The sequence below is a fragment of the Candidatus Izemoplasmatales bacterium genome (assembly GCA_041649275.1).
Taxonomy (GTDB): Bacteria; Bacillota_I; Bacilli_A; order Izemoplasmatales; family Hujiaoplasmataceae; genus UBA12489.
On the sequence record JBAZNL010000003.1, the window covers coordinates 12,865 to 28,409 of the forward strand.

Here is a 15,545-nt window from a genome sequence, read left to right on the forward strand (position 1 = left end):
CCCCATGAAGAAAATCGCATGCTTTCTCACGATCCTGATCGCGTCCGCCCTCGCAGCCTGCTCGGCGGCGACCACGACGACCCGCGACGCCTCGGCGCTCGCCCTTCTCGGGTACCAGTACGAGGATCCCCAGGCGCCGATCGTCGCCGCCAAGGGAACCGTCCATTTCGACATCCTGTCCTCCAAGAACGCGCTCGCGGACGATTACAACGACATGGCCGTCTTCCAGGCGCTCTACGACATGACGAACGTGGACGTGAACTGGGTGAACCTTTCCGAGTCGTCCTACGTCGCGCGGAAGAACCTGATCATGGCGGACAAGGAGAACTATCCGGATGCGATCTACCATGCCGGCTTCTCCGACAAGGAGATCATCCAGTACTCGACCCGCGAGGTCATCCTGCCGATCGACGAATACCTCGACTACATGCCGAACTTCAAGTCGATCCTCGAAGCCCGGCCGGACATCCGCAGCATCCTCACCTCCCCCGACGGTCACATCTACTCGCTTCCGCGCGTCGAGGAGATGGGTCTGCTCGCGTATCCCAACCTGCTCTTCCTGAACAAGGTCTGGGTCGCGGAACTGATCGCTTCCGGCGACGTCGACTTCCTTTCCCAGGGCGACCTCGTCGACGGACTCGACCTGACGCTCGCGGAGTTCCAGGAGATCCTCACGCTGTTCAAGACGACCGACATGAACCACAACGCCAAGGCCGACGAGATCCCGCTCTCCTTCGTCTACCAGAACTGGCAGGGCAACCAGTCCGACCTGTTCGCCGCCTTCGGCGTCCCGGAGAACACCGACCACCGCACCGTCCTCGACGGCACCGTCACGATCACCGCGGTCATGGACCAGTTCTTCGAGGCGACCAACTTCCTCGCCGACTGGGTCACCGCCGGATTGATCGACAAGGAAGCCTTCAGCCAGTCGCAGGACGCGTTCCTCGCCAAGGGCAAGGCCGCGCAGCAGAAGCTCGGGGCGTTCTACTGGTGGGAATCCGAGACCGTCGTCACCAACCCCGGGGACTACATCTGCCTCGACCCGCTGATCGGGTCCGACGGGAACCAGTACGTCGGCGTCTCCAACAACCCCGAGATCTCGAAGGGGAACTTCGTGATCTTCTCGAAGTGCGCCTTCCCGGAGATCCTGCTCACCTACATGGACCGCTTCTACGACCCCGTCGTCTCCGCCCAGATCAACTACGGACCGATCGGCACCGTCTATGAGGAGGAACGCGACGAAAACGGCATGCTCGTGCAGAAGCCGATCCCCGAAGGAATGACCGCCGACGAGTTCCGCCTCAAGAACGCGCCGCTCGGATTGATCTACCTGTCCTACGAGCAGTGGGAGAACGTTGTGAACATGGAACCGCGCGCGAAACTCCGCCTCGAGCGCCTCGCCGCCCATGCGACGCCCTTCACCTATCCCGGCGCGACTCCCTTCCCGAACGTCTCCTACACGCTCGCCGAGATCAACAAGCTCGCGACGATCGAGATGAACCTCTACGACTACGTCTACCAGTCGCTCACCGACTGGCTCCTCAACGGCGGCGTCTCGCAGGCGCAGTGGGACGACTACAAGGCGATGCTTTCGAACATCGGCCTCGACGAAGCGCTCGACATCTACCAGGACGCCTACGACCGCTACCTCGCCACCCAGGCGACCTGGTCATGAAACGGCTTGACCGCATCGGCGCGGCGATCTTCGATTACCTCCTGGTCGCGGTCCTCATCGCCGTCTCGTTCTTCCTCGTCCTCCCCTTCCTCACGGTCCTTACGGGCGCCGTCGCCTGGTTCCAGGCATCCGGCGACGAGCGCGACCTCGCACTCCTGTTCCGCTCGATCCGCGCGCACTGGAAGAAGAGCCTGCCCTACGGCGTCGCGCTGTTCCTCATCACCGGCATCGCCGCCCTCGACATCGCCTTTTTCCGGCAGAACGCCTATCCCGGCTCCGACCTCGTCCTCGCACTCTCCTGGATCGCCGTCGTCCTCGCCTTCGTCACGATCGTCAACGGACCCACGATCCTGAACCGGATGGCGGTCACGCTTCCGCAGCTGGTCTACGACGCCTTCGTGCTCGCGATCGCATCCCCGCTCGATTTCCTCGCCGCCGCCGCCTTCCACGGCGTCATCGTCGCCGCGGCGATCCTCGCACCGGCACTGGCGATCCCGCTGTCGGCGCCGCTCCTCTGGATCGCCGCCCGCTTCTCGCTTCACGCCTTCCATCGACTGGAATCAAAGCAAAACCCACATAACTCAGGAGGAAAGAACGTATGAAAAAACTCTTCACGCTGCTGGTCTTCGGTTTCGTCGCGATCGCCATGATCGCCTGCGACGAGGCGACCACCACGGCCGCCGTCACCACCGCGAACACCGCCCCGACCATCGCCGGCGTCGCGTTCGACGCCACCATCGCCCGCGGCGAATCGTTCGACGCCCTCGAAGGCGTCAGCGCCGCCGACGCCCAGGACGGCGACCTCACAGCCGCCATCACCCTCACGAGCGTCCCCGCGCTCGTCTTCACGAACGGCGTCTGCGTTCCCGAGGAGCAGGGCGAATACTACATCACCTATTCCGTCATCGACGCCGGCGGACTCGAGACGAAGGAGTACACCACCCTCACCGTCACCCGTCCCGTCGCCACCGAGACGCTGTTCAAGGACTACGATTTCGCCGATGCGGACCCCGTCGACCTCGACGGCTGGACCGCCACCTTCTCCGACGGAGCGACCGGTCTCATGGAAGTCGCCGCCGGACGGCTCGTCTTCCAGGTCGTCGACCGCGGTACCGCCGACTATCATGCGAAACTGACGAAGGTCGGCGTCGAGGCCCTCGCCGCCGCCGAATACGAACTGAAGATCACGATGAGCGCCTCCGTCGCCGGCGCCAAACTGCACTGGATCGTCAACGACGCCTCCCAGGGCTGGTCGCCCGCCGGCGGCATCTGGAACCTCGAACTCACCACGACCCCGGCCGTCTACTCGATCAAGTACACCGTCGCCGCGGACACCACCCAGATCGAGTGGCTCCTGCAGATGGGCGGGGACCTCAACCCGGCCGGTTTCGACCTCTACGTCGACAAGGTCGAACTTCTGATCTCGACCGGCACCGAAACCGAATCGGTCCTGCTCGCGGACGACTTCGCGACGGACGCCCACGAGGCGGAATGGGGCATCACCCAGGACGCCGCCGCCTCCTCGACGCTCGACGTGACCGGCGGCGAGATGGTCTACACGATCGCCAACTACGCCCCCGAAGGCGCGCCGTGGAACATGAACCTGTGGCTCAATACCGGCATCGACCTCGTTTCCGGATCGAAGTACAAGCTTTCCTTCGACGTCACCGTCCAGAACGACCAGTTCTACGAACTCTGCTTCGAGGACCAGACCCTCGACTGGCAGGTCCGCGCCGGCTTCAAGAACGGAACCTTCTCGGGAACCCAGACCGTCGAACACACGTTCTACGCCGGCATGGCCATCACCGGCCTGTACATCAAGCTCGCGCTCGGCCAGGGAACCACCTCGAACGTCGTCGCGATCGACAACATCCGCTTCGTCGAACTCGTCGGCGACAAGACCACCGAGACCGTCACCAAGACCTTCTCGCCGATCACCGAGGATTCCGAGTGGGATACCTACAACGCCGCCGGCGGCGTCGGATCGCTCTATACCGAGAACGGCAACCTCGTCTACTCGATCCAGTCGTTCGGCGCGGTCGACTGGTACAACAAGATGTTCATCAAGGCCGTCACGCTCGAGGCCGGTGCGCTCTACAAGGTCTCCTTCACCGTCAAGGCCGACGTTCCCGTCAAGATGTTCTTCGCCCTCAACGTCCTCGGATCCTGGGATCCGCGCGTCACCGCCGAGGTGAACATCACGACCGAGTACCAGACCTTCACCTTCACGATGGATTCGGAGATCATCATCGACATGGACTTCGAAATGCTCTTCCAGTTCGGCGGTTACGCCGAGAACGTCGCGCCGGCGAAAGTCGAATTCTCCGCGATCGAAATCTACCAGCTGAAATAGTCCCCAAGCCCGGGGTCGGGTACGTCCCGACCCCCGTCTTCGGGCGGGAGGCATCATGAAAAAAGCGCTCGCACTCATCCTTTCCGTCCTCGCCCTCGGCGGTGTTCTTTCCTGCGGCCGGGTGACGACGCAGGGGACGCCGACGACGACCGCGGCGACCGACATCGACCAGGAGGGACTCGCCTTGTTTCCCATTCATTCCGACGGCTTCATCGGCGATCCGATTCCCTACTTCGACGGCGAGAAGCTCAACCTGTTCTATCTGCACGACGCGCGCGACGGCGCGCGCGGTTTCCATCCCTGGTATCTGATGCAGACGACCGATTTCGTCCATTGGACCGACCGCGGCGTCGCGATCCCCTACGTGAACGACTATGCCAGCCAGGACCTCGCCCTCGGCACCGGCTCCGTGATCCGCGACCCGAACGGGCTCTATCACGCGTTCTACACCGGGTTCAACGGCACCGGCAACGTCGACTACAAGGAAATGATCCAGCACGCCACCTCGACCGACCTCGTCCATTGGACGAAGATCCCCGAAGACGGCTTCTACGGCGGGATCGACGACTTCCGCGACCCTTACGTCCTGTACATGGAAAGCGAGAGCCGCTGGTGGATGCTCGTCACGACGCGGGTCAACAACTACGGCGTGATCAAGCTCTTCACCTCGACCGACCTGTCGTACTGGACCGACCGCGGCGTGTTCTTCCGCAACGACGCCGGTTCCTGGAACATGGAGTGCCCGAACCTCATCCGCTACGAGGGATACTGGTATTTGTCCTATTCCGAACAGGGCGTGAACCGGGTCGTGCACTACCGCTACAAGGCCGACCTCACCGATCCCTGGATCCGTCCGGACGTCGACACCTTCGACGGGATCGGCTTCTATGCCGGACGCATCGAAGCCGCATACGGACGGCTCTTCGCCTTCGGGTGGGTCGGAACCAAGACCTACGACTTCGACGGCGGCGAATTCGCCTGGGCTGGCAACCTCGTCACCCACGAGCTGATCCAGCGCGAAAACGGCGAACTCCGCCCCGCGCCGACGGCAGAAGCGATTTTGGCCCTTTCGCACGAGGTCGGCTATTCCGTCCTCCGCGCCAGCGCGGCCGGAACCGCGGACGCGATCGCCTTCGAGAGCGGCGCCGGGTATGACTACCTGATCTACCAGAGCCTGCGGGAACAGGCCACCCGCCTGACGTTCACCGCCACGATCGGGTCCGCATCCGGACGCTTCGGGCTCACGTTCGACGCCGAGGACGAAGCCTACGGTCCCGTCAACATCGTCTTCGACGTCGCCGGCGGCGCGATCGCCTTCTACAACGTCATCCCTTCGAAGATCGCCTCATCCACCCCTCAGATCTCGATCCCCTACGCGATGCGCGCCGGCCAGACGCTGTCGGTCACGGTCCTGATGCAGGATCAGTGCCTGACCCTCTACGTCGACGGAGAGCTTGCCCTCACCACCCGGATGTACTACCTCACCGGCAACCCCTTCGGATTCTTCGGAATGCGGAGCGACGCCGCGATCGCCGAGGTGCGTTTCCATGAATGAGCGTCGCGGACGCCGTCTTCTCGCGATCGGCGAACTCCTCATCGACTTCTCGGGAAACAGACCCGGCACGATCGAATCCGTCGACGCCTTCGTCCGCCACCCCGGCGGAGCTCCCGCCAACGTCGCGGTCCAGTACGCCCGCCTCGGCGGTCAGGCCAAGCTGATCACCAAACTCGGCGAGGACATGTTCGGCGACTTCCTCCGTTCGGTGATGGAGAAGAACGGGGTCGACTGCGGCGCGATCGTACGCACCGCCGAAGCGCACACCGGTCTCGCGTTCGTGACGCTCGCCGAAGACGGCGAGCGCGACTTCGTCTTCTACCGCCATCCCTCCGCGGACATGCTGCTCCGCCCGGAGGAGATCGACCCCGCCGATTTCCGCGAACGCGACATCCTCCATTTCTGTTCCGTCGACCTCGTCGACGCGCCGGTGCGCGCCGCCCACGACCGCGCGATCGGCCTCGCGATCCAACGAAGGATGCTGGTCTCGTTCGACCCGAACCTCCGTTTCGCGCTCTGGCCCGACCGTGAGGAACTGAAGCGGATCGTGTGGACGTACCTTCCTTACGCCGACGTCCTCAAGGTCGGCGCCGACGAGGCGACCTTCCTGACCGGCGGCGCAGACGAGTCGTCGTGGCAAACGCTGATCCGGGGAAACGTCCGCCTGCTCGTCGTCACGCGCGGTCCGGACGGCGCGACCCTCTTCACCCGGGCGTCGCGCTTCGACGTTCCCGGAATCCCGGTCGAGACGGTCGACACGACCGGTGCCGGCGATTCCTTCATCGCCGCCTTCCTGTATTCCCTCGTGCATAGCGACGTCGACCGCGATCGTCTGGAACGGGATCCGGAAGCCCTGCGGAAGGCGCTCCGCTTCGCCAACCGCGTCGCCAGCGTCGTCGTCACGCGCTACGGCGCGATTCCCGCCATGCCGTCGTTCTCCGAAGTCGGCGAACCGCGATGACTCGCCGACTGCTGTCCGTCGTCGCGATCCTGATCGCGGCGCTTCTGACCGGCTGTACCGTCGTCGAGACGATCGACGGCGGCTTCGAGACGGGCGCTTTTTCCGGCTGGACCGTCGTCGGCGACGCGTTCACCGTCGCCGACGAGGAACACTACGACGCGATCCGCTATTATCTCCCCGCTGGGACGTGGCACGTCCTCGGGTCCGATCCCGGGACGGGCTCGATCACGTCCACACCGTTCACCCTATCCGACCCATGGGTCTCCTTCCTGGTCTCCGGCGCCGCGGGAAGCGACGCCTACGTCGCGATCGTCGACGGCGAGTCCGGCGCGGAACTCCTCCGTACCGGCAACCCGTTCCACGACGAACCGGACGTGACCGAAACCTATCAGCGCATCAATCTCGACCTGTCCGAGCATCTCGGAAGGAAACTGGCGATCGTCGTTACCGACGCATCGCCGACGGATCACATCAATTTCGACGACTTCACGATCGACGATGAAGCCGCGCATCTGGAGCATGCGGTGGAAACCAACATCCGCATGGGATTGGACACATACGACGACATGATCAAAGCAGCCGACACCTACATCAAGCTGAATGCCTGGAAGACCCCTTCCTCGATCCGTTTCCGTTTCCACGTCACCGGCGAGACCGGCTGGATCAACGACCCGAACGGATTCACGTATTTCGGCGACAAGATCCACCTGTTCTACCAGCACAACCCCTACCAGACGGTCTGGGGTCCGATGCACTGGGGCCACGTGACGTCCGATGACTTCATCCGCTGGACATACCACGACGTCGCCCTCGCGCCGGAATACGACTACGAGACGGTCGGCGCCTTTTCGGGTTCGGCGATCACCTTCGGCGGCAAGCTGTACCTCGTCTACACCGGCGCTTCCGAAGGCCGTCAGGTCCAGGCGATCGCCTCGTCGACCGACGGCTATCGGTTCACGAAGTTTTCCGGCAACCCCGTCGTCGGCGAATCGCTTTTGCCGGCGAATGCGAACGTCGCCGACTTCCGCGACCCGAAGGTCTGGGAGAAGGACGGGACGGTCTACATGATCGTCTCCAACCGCAACGCGACCAACCAGTATTCGAAGCTGCTCTTGTACAAGACCACGAACATGACCGACTGGACCTACGCCGGACGGATCCTCGCCAACGGCGGCAACTACCAGTCGAAACTCGGGATCATGTTCGAATGCCCCGACCTCGTCACCCTCGGCGACAAGGACGTTATCATCGTCAGCCCGCAGGCCGTTCCGAACCATCGGAACGGCGACGGCAACGTCTACATCGTCGGAAACCTCAATTACGCGACCGGCGCCTTCGAGAACTGGAACTTCGAGGACGTCGCGACGATCGACCACGGGTTCGACTTCTATGCGCCGCAGACGATGAAGATGCCGGACGGCAGGACCGTTCTCGTCGCATGGATGCAGAGCTGGAACCGCCGGCCGATCTACGCCGGGACCGGCATCGCCGGCGCCCTGACGCTGCCGCGCGAGATCTGGCTTGAGGGCAACCGCCTCTACCAGGCGCCGATCCGCGAGATCGCGAACTACCATGCGAACGCCACGATCGACGCGTTTGCGATCCCCGCCGGCGCCAGCGTCCACGATGCACGGCTCGACGGCATCTTCCAGGATCTGACGATCTCCTTCACTCCGGGCGAAGGCAAGACCGGCGTGCGCGTCTTCGACGACGGCAACGGCAACGCGATGAAGATCTGGTACGAGGACGGGAAGGTCTGGCTCGATCGTCACGGCGTCACGGCATCCGCCTACGCCGCCACCGCGGTGAACAACCTGACGTCGGTCGACTGTCCGCTCGTCGACGGAAAGGTCGTCCTGCGTCTCATCCTCGACCGGTACTCCTGCGAACTCTTCGTCGCCGGCGGCGCCCATACGATCACCGCGACGGCGCTTCCGAACGCATTCCAGACGCAGGTCACGCTCTTCTCCGACGCCGCCGTTTCGATCGCCGTCGAGCAGTACGACATCGTCCTCTGAACCATCCCGATCCATCCGTTCCGCGGATGGATCTTTTCATCTCCTGCGCACGGTTTCCCGCGATGGAGTCGACGGGCCTCCCGTTCTCCGCGATCCGGGCGATGATGGCCGGCTGGGCTGCTCCCCGCCGCCCGAGTGCGCGGCCATGGAAGCCGATCTTGAACTCGATAGAAAAAACAACGGCTAGCGCGTCACGACGACGGCGCCGGCCGTTGTTCTGTTTTTGAGATAACTCTGAAGGATCGGCGAAAGTTTCATCTCGATCGCCCCGACGGGACAGACCTTCGCGCACAGACCGCAGCGGACGCATCCCTTCCCGATCGCGGGCTCGTCGGTCATCGCCCGGACCGGGCAGCGCTTCGCGCATTCGCCGCAACGGACGCACTGCTCGAGGTCGATTGCGATCTTCACGTTCGCCTTCGCGCGCCCCTCGGGGAAGAGGAAGGCGAACGGATTGAAGGGCAGACGCGGGATGGAACAGGGAGTCATGTCGCCGCCGTTCACCTTGGCGACGATCGGGTCGTATAGGGAGAAGTCGATCGGGACCTCGCCCTCGCAGTAGGCGTGCTTCACCGCGGTCACGCTCCAGGCGACGACCTTGTCGCGGCCGACGAGGTCGGCGGCGATCGCCGGCGCCCGTCCGTAGGCCTTTCCGCCGTAGGCGAGGTTGAGGACGTAGCGTTTCGCCTTGAAGCGCTTCAGCCACGGCTTCATCGCCGCCGGGACCGATTCCGACCAGACCGGCAGCGAGAGGACCATGAGCCCGTACTTGACGTCGACGTCGAACGCGTCGCGGACCGATGGATCCGTGAAGTCGTAGAAGATCCCGCCGCACTTTGCGTAGAAGTGCGCGGCGATCCTTTTCGTCTCGCCGCAGGGGGAGAAGCAGACGTGCGCGATCCACATCGGTACCACCGTCCTTCCTCCCCCCGATTATAGCAGAATCGCGGCGAAATCACAACCGGACCTCGCGTCCGCATCCGTTCCGTAGTACAATGTGATGTAGGCACAGTTCGGAGGTCACCATGGGCGACGTCATCATCGCGAGGAATCTGAAGAAGTACTACGGGACCGCGCGCGGTCTCGAGGACGCGACCCTCTCGGTCCGCGAAGGCGAGGTCTACGGCTTCGTCGGGCCGAACGGATCGGGCAAGACCACCTTCATCCGGATCCTCGCCGGGTTGATCCGGGCGACGTCCGGATCCGTCTCGGCGTTCGGTCTGACCCCCGGACCCGACTCGGAGAAGATCAACGCCGCCGTCGGCTACATGCCCGGCGAATCGTTCTACTATCCGGAGCGGAAGGTCCGCGAGGTCCTCGGCTTCTTCGCCAGGGAGCGGGGCGTCTCCGAGGTCCGCATGCGCGAGCTCGCGGAACGGCTCGACCTCGACCTCGGGAAGCGGATCGACGCCCTCTCCTTCGGGAACCGCAAGAAGGTCGGGATCGTCGCGGCCATGCTCCATCAGCCGAAGCTTTTGATCCTCGACGAGCCGACGACCGGCCTCGACCCGCTCGTCCAGAGGACCTTCCTCGACCTGCTCCGCGAGGAACAGGCCCGCGGCACCACCGTCTTCCTCTCCTCGCACAACCTCACCGAGGTCGAGAAGGCGTGCGACCGCGTCGCCCTCGTGAAGGAGGGCGGGATCCTCTTCACGACGACGATCGCCGACCTCGTCAAGCGCAAGCACAAGCGCCTCGTCGTCGCCCCCGCCGTCGAGCTGTCCATCGCCGGACTCGAGCGCACGGGCGGAAACGAGCGCGAGTCCTACTACGAGTACCGCGGCGAGACCGCGCCGCTCCTTTCCCTGCTCGCGGACGCGGGGCTCACCGACGTCGTGATCCGCGACGCGACCCTCGAGGAGATCGTGATCGGCCACTACGAGAGGGGGAACGGACGATGAGGATCTTCGATTCCACGCTGTTCACGATGGAACTGAAGCGCGGCTTCAGGGGCGTCCTGATCTGGACCTTCGCGCTCTCCGCGAGCATGGTCCTCGTGATCGCCCTCTATCCGATGGTGATCGACATGTACGCCGCGATCCCGCCGGAGTTCGCGGACCTGATGGAGGCGTTCGGCGGGATCCCCGACTCGATCGTCGAATACTACGCGACCGAGGGGGCGATGATGCTCCAGCTGTTCGGGTCGATCTTCGCCGCCCTGCAGGGCTTCGGCGCCATCAACCGGGACGAACGCGAGAAGACCGCCGAGTCGCTCTACGTCCTGCCGATCGCGCGGCGGACCTTCTTCGCGACGAAGCTCCTGCGCGCGAGCCTCGAGGTCCTGATCCTCTCGGCCGTCGCCGCAGCGTCGAGCTACGTAGCCTTCCTCGCCGTCGGCGAGCCGATCGACATGGCGCCCTTCCTCCGGTTCACGGCGCTGAACGCGCTCGTGTTCCTCGTCTTCGTCTGGCTCGCCTTCGCGATGGCGGCGCTGTTGAAACCCAACCAGAAGCCGTTTGTGGCGATCGCCGTGCCCTTCGTCCTGTACGTCCTCTACACCGTCTCGCTGATGGCCGACGACGCCGTCCTCGAGTTCCTCCGGAACCTGACGCCCTTCACCTTCGCCGATCCGCTCGAGATCCTGAAGGCCGACTTCGAGGTCGCCTGGATCCCGATGACCGTCTTCCTCGGCCTTTCGGCCGCCGGACTCCTCGCCGGCTGGCGCGCGTTCCGCGTCCGCGAGATCATCGTCTGAAACGAGGAGCATCGCCCCGATCGGGACGATGCTCCTATGGATTCCTCATGTGTTTTCGATGCCTTCTACACCGTCGACCACGAATCAGGAGAACTGGTCGTCCGGAGCCCATGCGATCCGGATCGTGAGGTTCGGATCCTCGCAACTGACGATCCGGAACACGTGCAGGCCTTCGTGGACGACCGTGAAGGCGCCGTCCGTGACCGGGATCACCGTTCCCTCCGCGTCGGTGAACTCGCCGACGAAGGCGGGAGCTCCCGCTTTCACGGTGGCGTAATGGGTTGTGCCGGCGGAGAAATAGAAGAGGATGTGGTTGGCGGACAGGACGGAGGCGTCGAGTTCGATGCGGGCGCCTTCCTCCGTCCGCCAAAGCAGATAGGCCGGGTCGGAAGCGACGAGCGGGTGGTACGCCATACGGCCGCGGAGGTACTCGAGAGGGTCGCAGTCGAGGACGAAGTCGGATCGGAAGGAGGCTCTGAGGCGGGTCGTCTCGCCGTCATAGGAGGGATCGAGGTCGAACAGGAAATCGATGTCGATCCGAATGACGTCGGGTCCTTGCCACTCCTCCCGGTAGAAGGAGAAGTCGAGGTCGATCCCGGACGAACCGGAAGCCGACAGATGCGCGAGTTCGTCGGCGAAGGCCGCCGCGTAGCCGGCGAACGCGGATTCGTCCGAAAGCGCCTCGATCGGCAGCGACGAGGTCATGGCGGTCGTCCCGGAGCCGATGAACGCGACGTCGCCGTAGTCGTGCCAGGCGGCGGGCGGAAGGAAGTTCCAGGCGTCTTCCGCGAGCGCCTCCTGCGGCGTGGTCTCGGAAGCGTCCGCATAGACGGTCGACCCGACCAAACGGTAGAACACCGGCACGCCTTCGTGCAGGCGCCACATCGAAAACGTCTCCGCCGTCACCGCATCGCCTCGCGTCATGCGCACGAATGCGGAGGCCGCCTGTCCCGCGCCCTCGGACCGAAGACCGAATTCCGTCGATTCGACGGGAAGTTCTCCGTCCGCGGTGAAGCGTTCGATCGTGCGGGTCACGACGACGTCGTAGCCGTCCGTCGCTCCAATGGCGAAATCCGCCATCCGCGCCGCGAGCGCTTCGCCGGGCAGCATGTGCGCATAGGGGTCGGTCGTCAGCCGGCAACCGATGAAGGCGATCGAAAGGACCAGGAGGAGACAGGAAAGTACGCGCCGCATGGCGAACCTCCGGAACGCGGCGTCCGCTTGCTCGTCGCGTTCACATCTGCATCATAACACTAAGCTAGAACGAATGCAAGACGACACCGAAAAAGAACAGCGATTCGACGCGTGCATACGTTTCGGTGATATCGTTAGGCGCGGGGGTGCGGTCTTGGTATAATGGAAGGTGGAAGGGAGGCGTCCCATGAAGACCATTGACCTGTCCCAAAGCGTCCAATCGCTCGTCAAGAACGATCCGGCGGTCGCCGAGATCCTCGCCGGACTCGGGTTTACAGAGATCCTGAAGCCGGGCATGCTCCAGACGGTCGGCCGGATCATGACCGTGAAGAAAGGCGCCGCCCTCCGCGGCATCGACTATCAGAAGGTCGTCGCCGCGTTTTCCGAACGCGGCTACGACGTGAAGGAGGAATAGCGTGTCCGAATACATCGACAACGCCGCCAGGCGCCAGGAACTGCTCAAGAAGATCATCAGGGGCCTGCACGAGGGAAAGAGCCTCGAGGAGGCCAAGGCCGAGTTCAAGGCCCATTTCGAGGACGTCTCCACCCAGGAGATCACGCAGATGGAGAACGCCCTGATCAAGGAGGGGATGGCGATCGAGGAGGTCCAGCGCCTCTGCGACGTCCACGCCGCCGTCTTCGACGGGTCGATCTCCGACATCCACCGCACCCTCGACCGCACCGCGATCCCGGGCCATCCGGTCCAGGTCTTCCGGGAGGAGAACGAACGCATCGAGCGCCTCATCCGAGAGGAGATCGAGCCGTTCGTCGAGCGCCGGGACGCGAACGAGCTCCTCAAGCTCCGGATCGGCTTCGACCGCCTCGCCGAGATCCACAGGCACTACGCCCGGAAGGAGTACCTCTTCTTCCCCGACCTCGAGAAGAAGGGGATCACCGCCCCGCCCAAGGTGATGTGGGCGAAGGACGACGAGATCCGCGGAATGATCAAAAAGGTCCAGGAGATCCTCGCCGACCCGAAGGCGCCCTACGGCGCCGCGGAGGAGGCGATCCCGCCGGCCATCGCCGCCGTCCGCGACATGATCAAGAAGGAAAACGACATCCTGTTGCCGCTGCTTGTCGAGACGCTCTCGTTCTTCGACTGGATCCTGATCGACGGCGCCTCGCCGGAGATCGGCTGGTTCCTCGAGAAGCCGGCGCAGAGCTGGAAGAAGGAGGCTCCCGAGGCCGGCACCGCCCCACAAGCCGCGCCCGCCATCGCCGGTTCGATCCCGTTCGACGCCGGCAGCCTCACCGCCGAGGAGGCGAACGCCGTGTTCAACGCGCTCCCGTTCGACCTCACCTTCGTCGACGCCGACGACCGCGTCAAGTATTTCACGCAGGGCGCCGACCGCGTCTTCGAACGCCCGAAGACGATCGTCGGCCGCGCCGTCTCGATGTGCCATCCGCCGCAGTCGGTGCACGTCGTGATGGGCATCATCGAGAGCTTCCGCAGGGGCGAGAAGGACCACGAAGACTTCTGGATCCGGATGAAGGAGCGCTTCGTCCACATCCGCTACTACGCCGTGCGGAACAAGGAAGGCAAGTACCTCGGCACCCTCGAGGTCACCCAGGACATCCAGCCGATCGTCGAACTCCAGGGCGAGAAGCGGCTCGTGTCGAAATGAGACGATGAAGAAAGCGGAGATCCGCCGCCCGATGGCGAGGATCTCCGCTATTCTTGTCATTGGAGCGCTTGCTTAGGCGGTCACTTCGGAAACACGCTGGTCATCAGCTTGTTTTGAAACCGCGCGTAGTTCTCTTCGTACGCCACGTCGAACCCAAGTACCGTGAAGGCCTGCGCGTACAGTTCTGCCCCGGCGGCGAAACGTTCGTCGAAGTAAGCCCGGGAATACGGAGAGGACAGGCCGATGACGCCGAGAGTGGGGATGTCGTCGGGAATCGAGGTCGCGTGATCGAAGTGAACGTATTCGAAATAGGGATATTCGCCGACCAGGTATTCGAGTCGGATCCGTTCGTCGCCGGAGAGCAGGACGTCGCCGTCGTAAAGGCGATAGGACCCGATCTCGTCCTCGACCTTCCGGATGTTGTCCCAGCCGGGGACCTCCGCGAGGTTGACCTGGAAACCACTGTGTTCAGTGTAACTGACCACATTCGTGTTCCGGATGTATCGCTCGTACGTCCATGGCTCTAGTCCCGTTTCGGTTCCTCGGAAGCGGTAGTATTCGCCGGTATCGTCGTCGTAGATCCTGCCGTTCATGAAATCGGGTCCGATCGCGATCTCGAGATAGCGGCCGATCGTGCCGTCGTCGAAGTCGCGCTCATCGAGGTCGTTGAACTCGCTTCTGAAATATTGGAGATATCCCTCCTCGGGATCGTCGGGATCGCAGGAAACGCATTGATAGGACTCCTCGCTTTCGCCCCGGATGAGTTTGGTGTACGACATCGTCTCGTAGCCGGGGGCGCCGACCTTGGAGACCAGGATCGTCATCTCCATGACGTTGGGAATCGACGACGGAAACAGCGCGTAGAACGAAAAGATCGTCCGATTCCGCCAGATCCCGTTGACCGTACGGAGAGTATCGACAAAGAGCGAATCGCCGTCCATGTAGAACAGGAGGCCGCTGTACGCACCCTCGACGTTATCCAGATATCGGTAGCACGGGACGCCCTCTTCGGGATCCTCGCAATCCCCGCCCTCGACCCAGCCCAGCTGGAACTCATACATGCCGAGCGCCGTGGTGAGGAAGTCGCGGTCGTCGGTCAGATGGTAGTTGTAGAACTCGTGGCGCCAGACGACGTCGCGGTCCCAGATCTGCGCGTGAATGTAGGAATCGTCGTCGTAAATCCAATTGTATCGATCGACGAAGTCGAGCGGAAAGTACGTCTTCAGGTGATCCTTGACCCATCTGATGTTGTCACTGAACGCAACGCGCGCGTCTTCCCAGGAGTCCTCCGTGGGGTTGGGAAAATAATCGTTCGAAAGTTGCGTCTTCGCGCACGCGTTCGATGCCAGGAGCATAAGTATGAGCATCGCGATCGTCAGAAGTCTTCTCATCGGTTCCTCCTGGGGGGGGGGATGCCCTCCGTAACGTTCATCTGTCTTGAACCCATTCACCGTTGCATTCATCATATC

13 protein-coding genes are annotated in these 15,545 nt (G+C 63.4%); 10 read left to right on the plus strand and 3 right to left on the minus strand.

Annotation, left to right across the window (positions count from 1 at the left end; all coding sequences use genetic code 11):
• Positions 1 to 4: 4 nt before the first annotated feature.
• Genes WC509_03665 through WC509_03690 form a run of 6 tightly spaced genes read left to right on the plus strand, consistent with a single transcriptional unit; the run spans position 5 to position 8,562 of the window.
• Positions 5 to 1,675, plus strand: a complete 1,671-nt coding sequence (locus tag WC509_03665; protein ID MFA5006549.1) for a hypothetical protein — start codon at positions 5 to 7, stop codon at positions 1,673 to 1,675.
• The gene (locus WC509_03670; GenBank protein ID MFA5006550.1) at positions 1,672 to 2,277 is read left to right on the plus strand and encodes a hypothetical protein; all 606 of its coding nucleotides are present in this window, start codon (positions 1,672 to 1,674) and stop codon (positions 2,275 to 2,277) included. The genes WC509_03665 and WC509_03670 overlap by 4 nt, the downstream gene beginning before the upstream one ends.
• On the plus strand, positions 2,274 to 4,028 hold the full coding sequence (locus tag WC509_03675) for a hypothetical protein (protein MFA5006551.1): 1,755 nt from the start codon (positions 2,274 to 2,276) through the stop codon (positions 4,026 to 4,028). The genes WC509_03670 and WC509_03675 overlap by 4 nt, the downstream gene beginning before the upstream one ends.
• Positions 4,029 to 4,083: 55 nt before the next feature.
• Entirely contained in the window at positions 4,084 to 5,583 is a 1,500-nt protein-coding gene (locus tag WC509_03680; GenBank protein MFA5006552.1) for a hypothetical protein, read from the plus strand.
• On the plus strand, positions 5,576 to 6,544 hold the full coding sequence (locus WC509_03685; protein MFA5006553.1) for a carbohydrate kinase: 969 nt from the start codon (positions 5,576 to 5,578) through the stop codon (positions 6,542 to 6,544). The genes WC509_03680 and WC509_03685 overlap by 8 nt, the downstream gene beginning before the upstream one ends.
• A complete protein-coding gene (locus tag WC509_03690; protein MFA5006554.1) occupies positions 6,541 to 8,562 on the plus strand; it encodes a GH32 C-terminal domain-containing protein in 2,022 nt (673 codons plus the stop codon). The genes WC509_03685 and WC509_03690 overlap by 4 nt, the downstream gene beginning before the upstream one ends.
• Before the next feature lie 183 nt (positions 8,563 to 8,745).
• Here WC509_03690 and WC509_03695 read toward each other — a convergent pair whose 3' ends face one another.
• Positions 8,746 to 9,468: a 4Fe-4S binding protein gene (locus tag WC509_03695; protein ID MFA5006555.1), complete on the minus strand. Its 723-nt coding sequence runs from the start codon at positions 9,466 to 9,468 to the stop codon at positions 8,746 to 8,748.
• Positions 9,469 to 9,587: 119 nt separating this feature from the next.
• On the opposite strand from WC509_03695, the gene WC509_03700 reads away from it, so the two are divergent.
• On the plus strand, positions 9,588 to 10,463 hold the full coding sequence (locus WC509_03700; protein ID MFA5006556.1) for an ABC transporter ATP-binding protein: 876 nt from the start codon (positions 9,588 to 9,590) through the stop codon (positions 10,461 to 10,463).
• On the plus strand, positions 10,460 to 11,257 hold the full coding sequence (locus WC509_03705) for an ABC transporter permease subunit (protein MFA5006557.1): 798 nt from the start codon (positions 10,460 to 10,462) through the stop codon (positions 11,255 to 11,257). The genes WC509_03700 and WC509_03705 overlap by 4 nt, the downstream gene beginning before the upstream one ends.
• An 84-nt stretch (positions 11,258 to 11,341) precedes the next feature.
• Here WC509_03705 and WC509_03710 read toward each other — a convergent pair whose 3' ends face one another.
• Positions 11,342 to 12,451 (minus strand): hypothetical protein, encoded by a 1,110-nt coding sequence (locus WC509_03710; GenBank protein MFA5006558.1) that lies wholly within the window; start codon positions 12,449 to 12,451, stop codon positions 11,342 to 11,344.
• Positions 12,452 to 12,638: 187 nt separating this feature from the next.
• Here WC509_03710 and WC509_03715 point away from each other — a divergent pair, with 187 nt between their 5' ends.
• Both WC509_03715 and WC509_03720 read left to right on the plus strand, forming a co-directional pair.
• Positions 12,639 to 12,866: a DUF1858 domain-containing protein gene (locus tag WC509_03715; protein ID MFA5006559.1), complete on the plus strand. Its 228-nt coding sequence runs from the start codon at positions 12,639 to 12,641 to the stop codon at positions 12,864 to 12,866.
• Position 12,867: 1 nt separating this feature from the next.
• A complete protein-coding gene (locus WC509_03720) occupies positions 12,868 to 14,076 on the plus strand; it encodes a DUF438 domain-containing protein (protein MFA5006560.1) in 1,209 nt (402 codons plus the stop codon).
• 80 nt (positions 14,077 to 14,156) lie between these two features.
• Here the strand turns inward: WC509_03720 and WC509_03725 are convergent, their stop codons facing one another.
• The gene (locus WC509_03725) at positions 14,157 to 15,467 is read right to left on the minus strand and encodes a hypothetical protein (GenBank protein MFA5006561.1); all 1,311 of its coding nucleotides are present in this window, start codon (positions 15,465 to 15,467) and stop codon (positions 14,157 to 14,159) included.
• Positions 15,468 to 15,545: the final 78 nt, after the last annotated feature.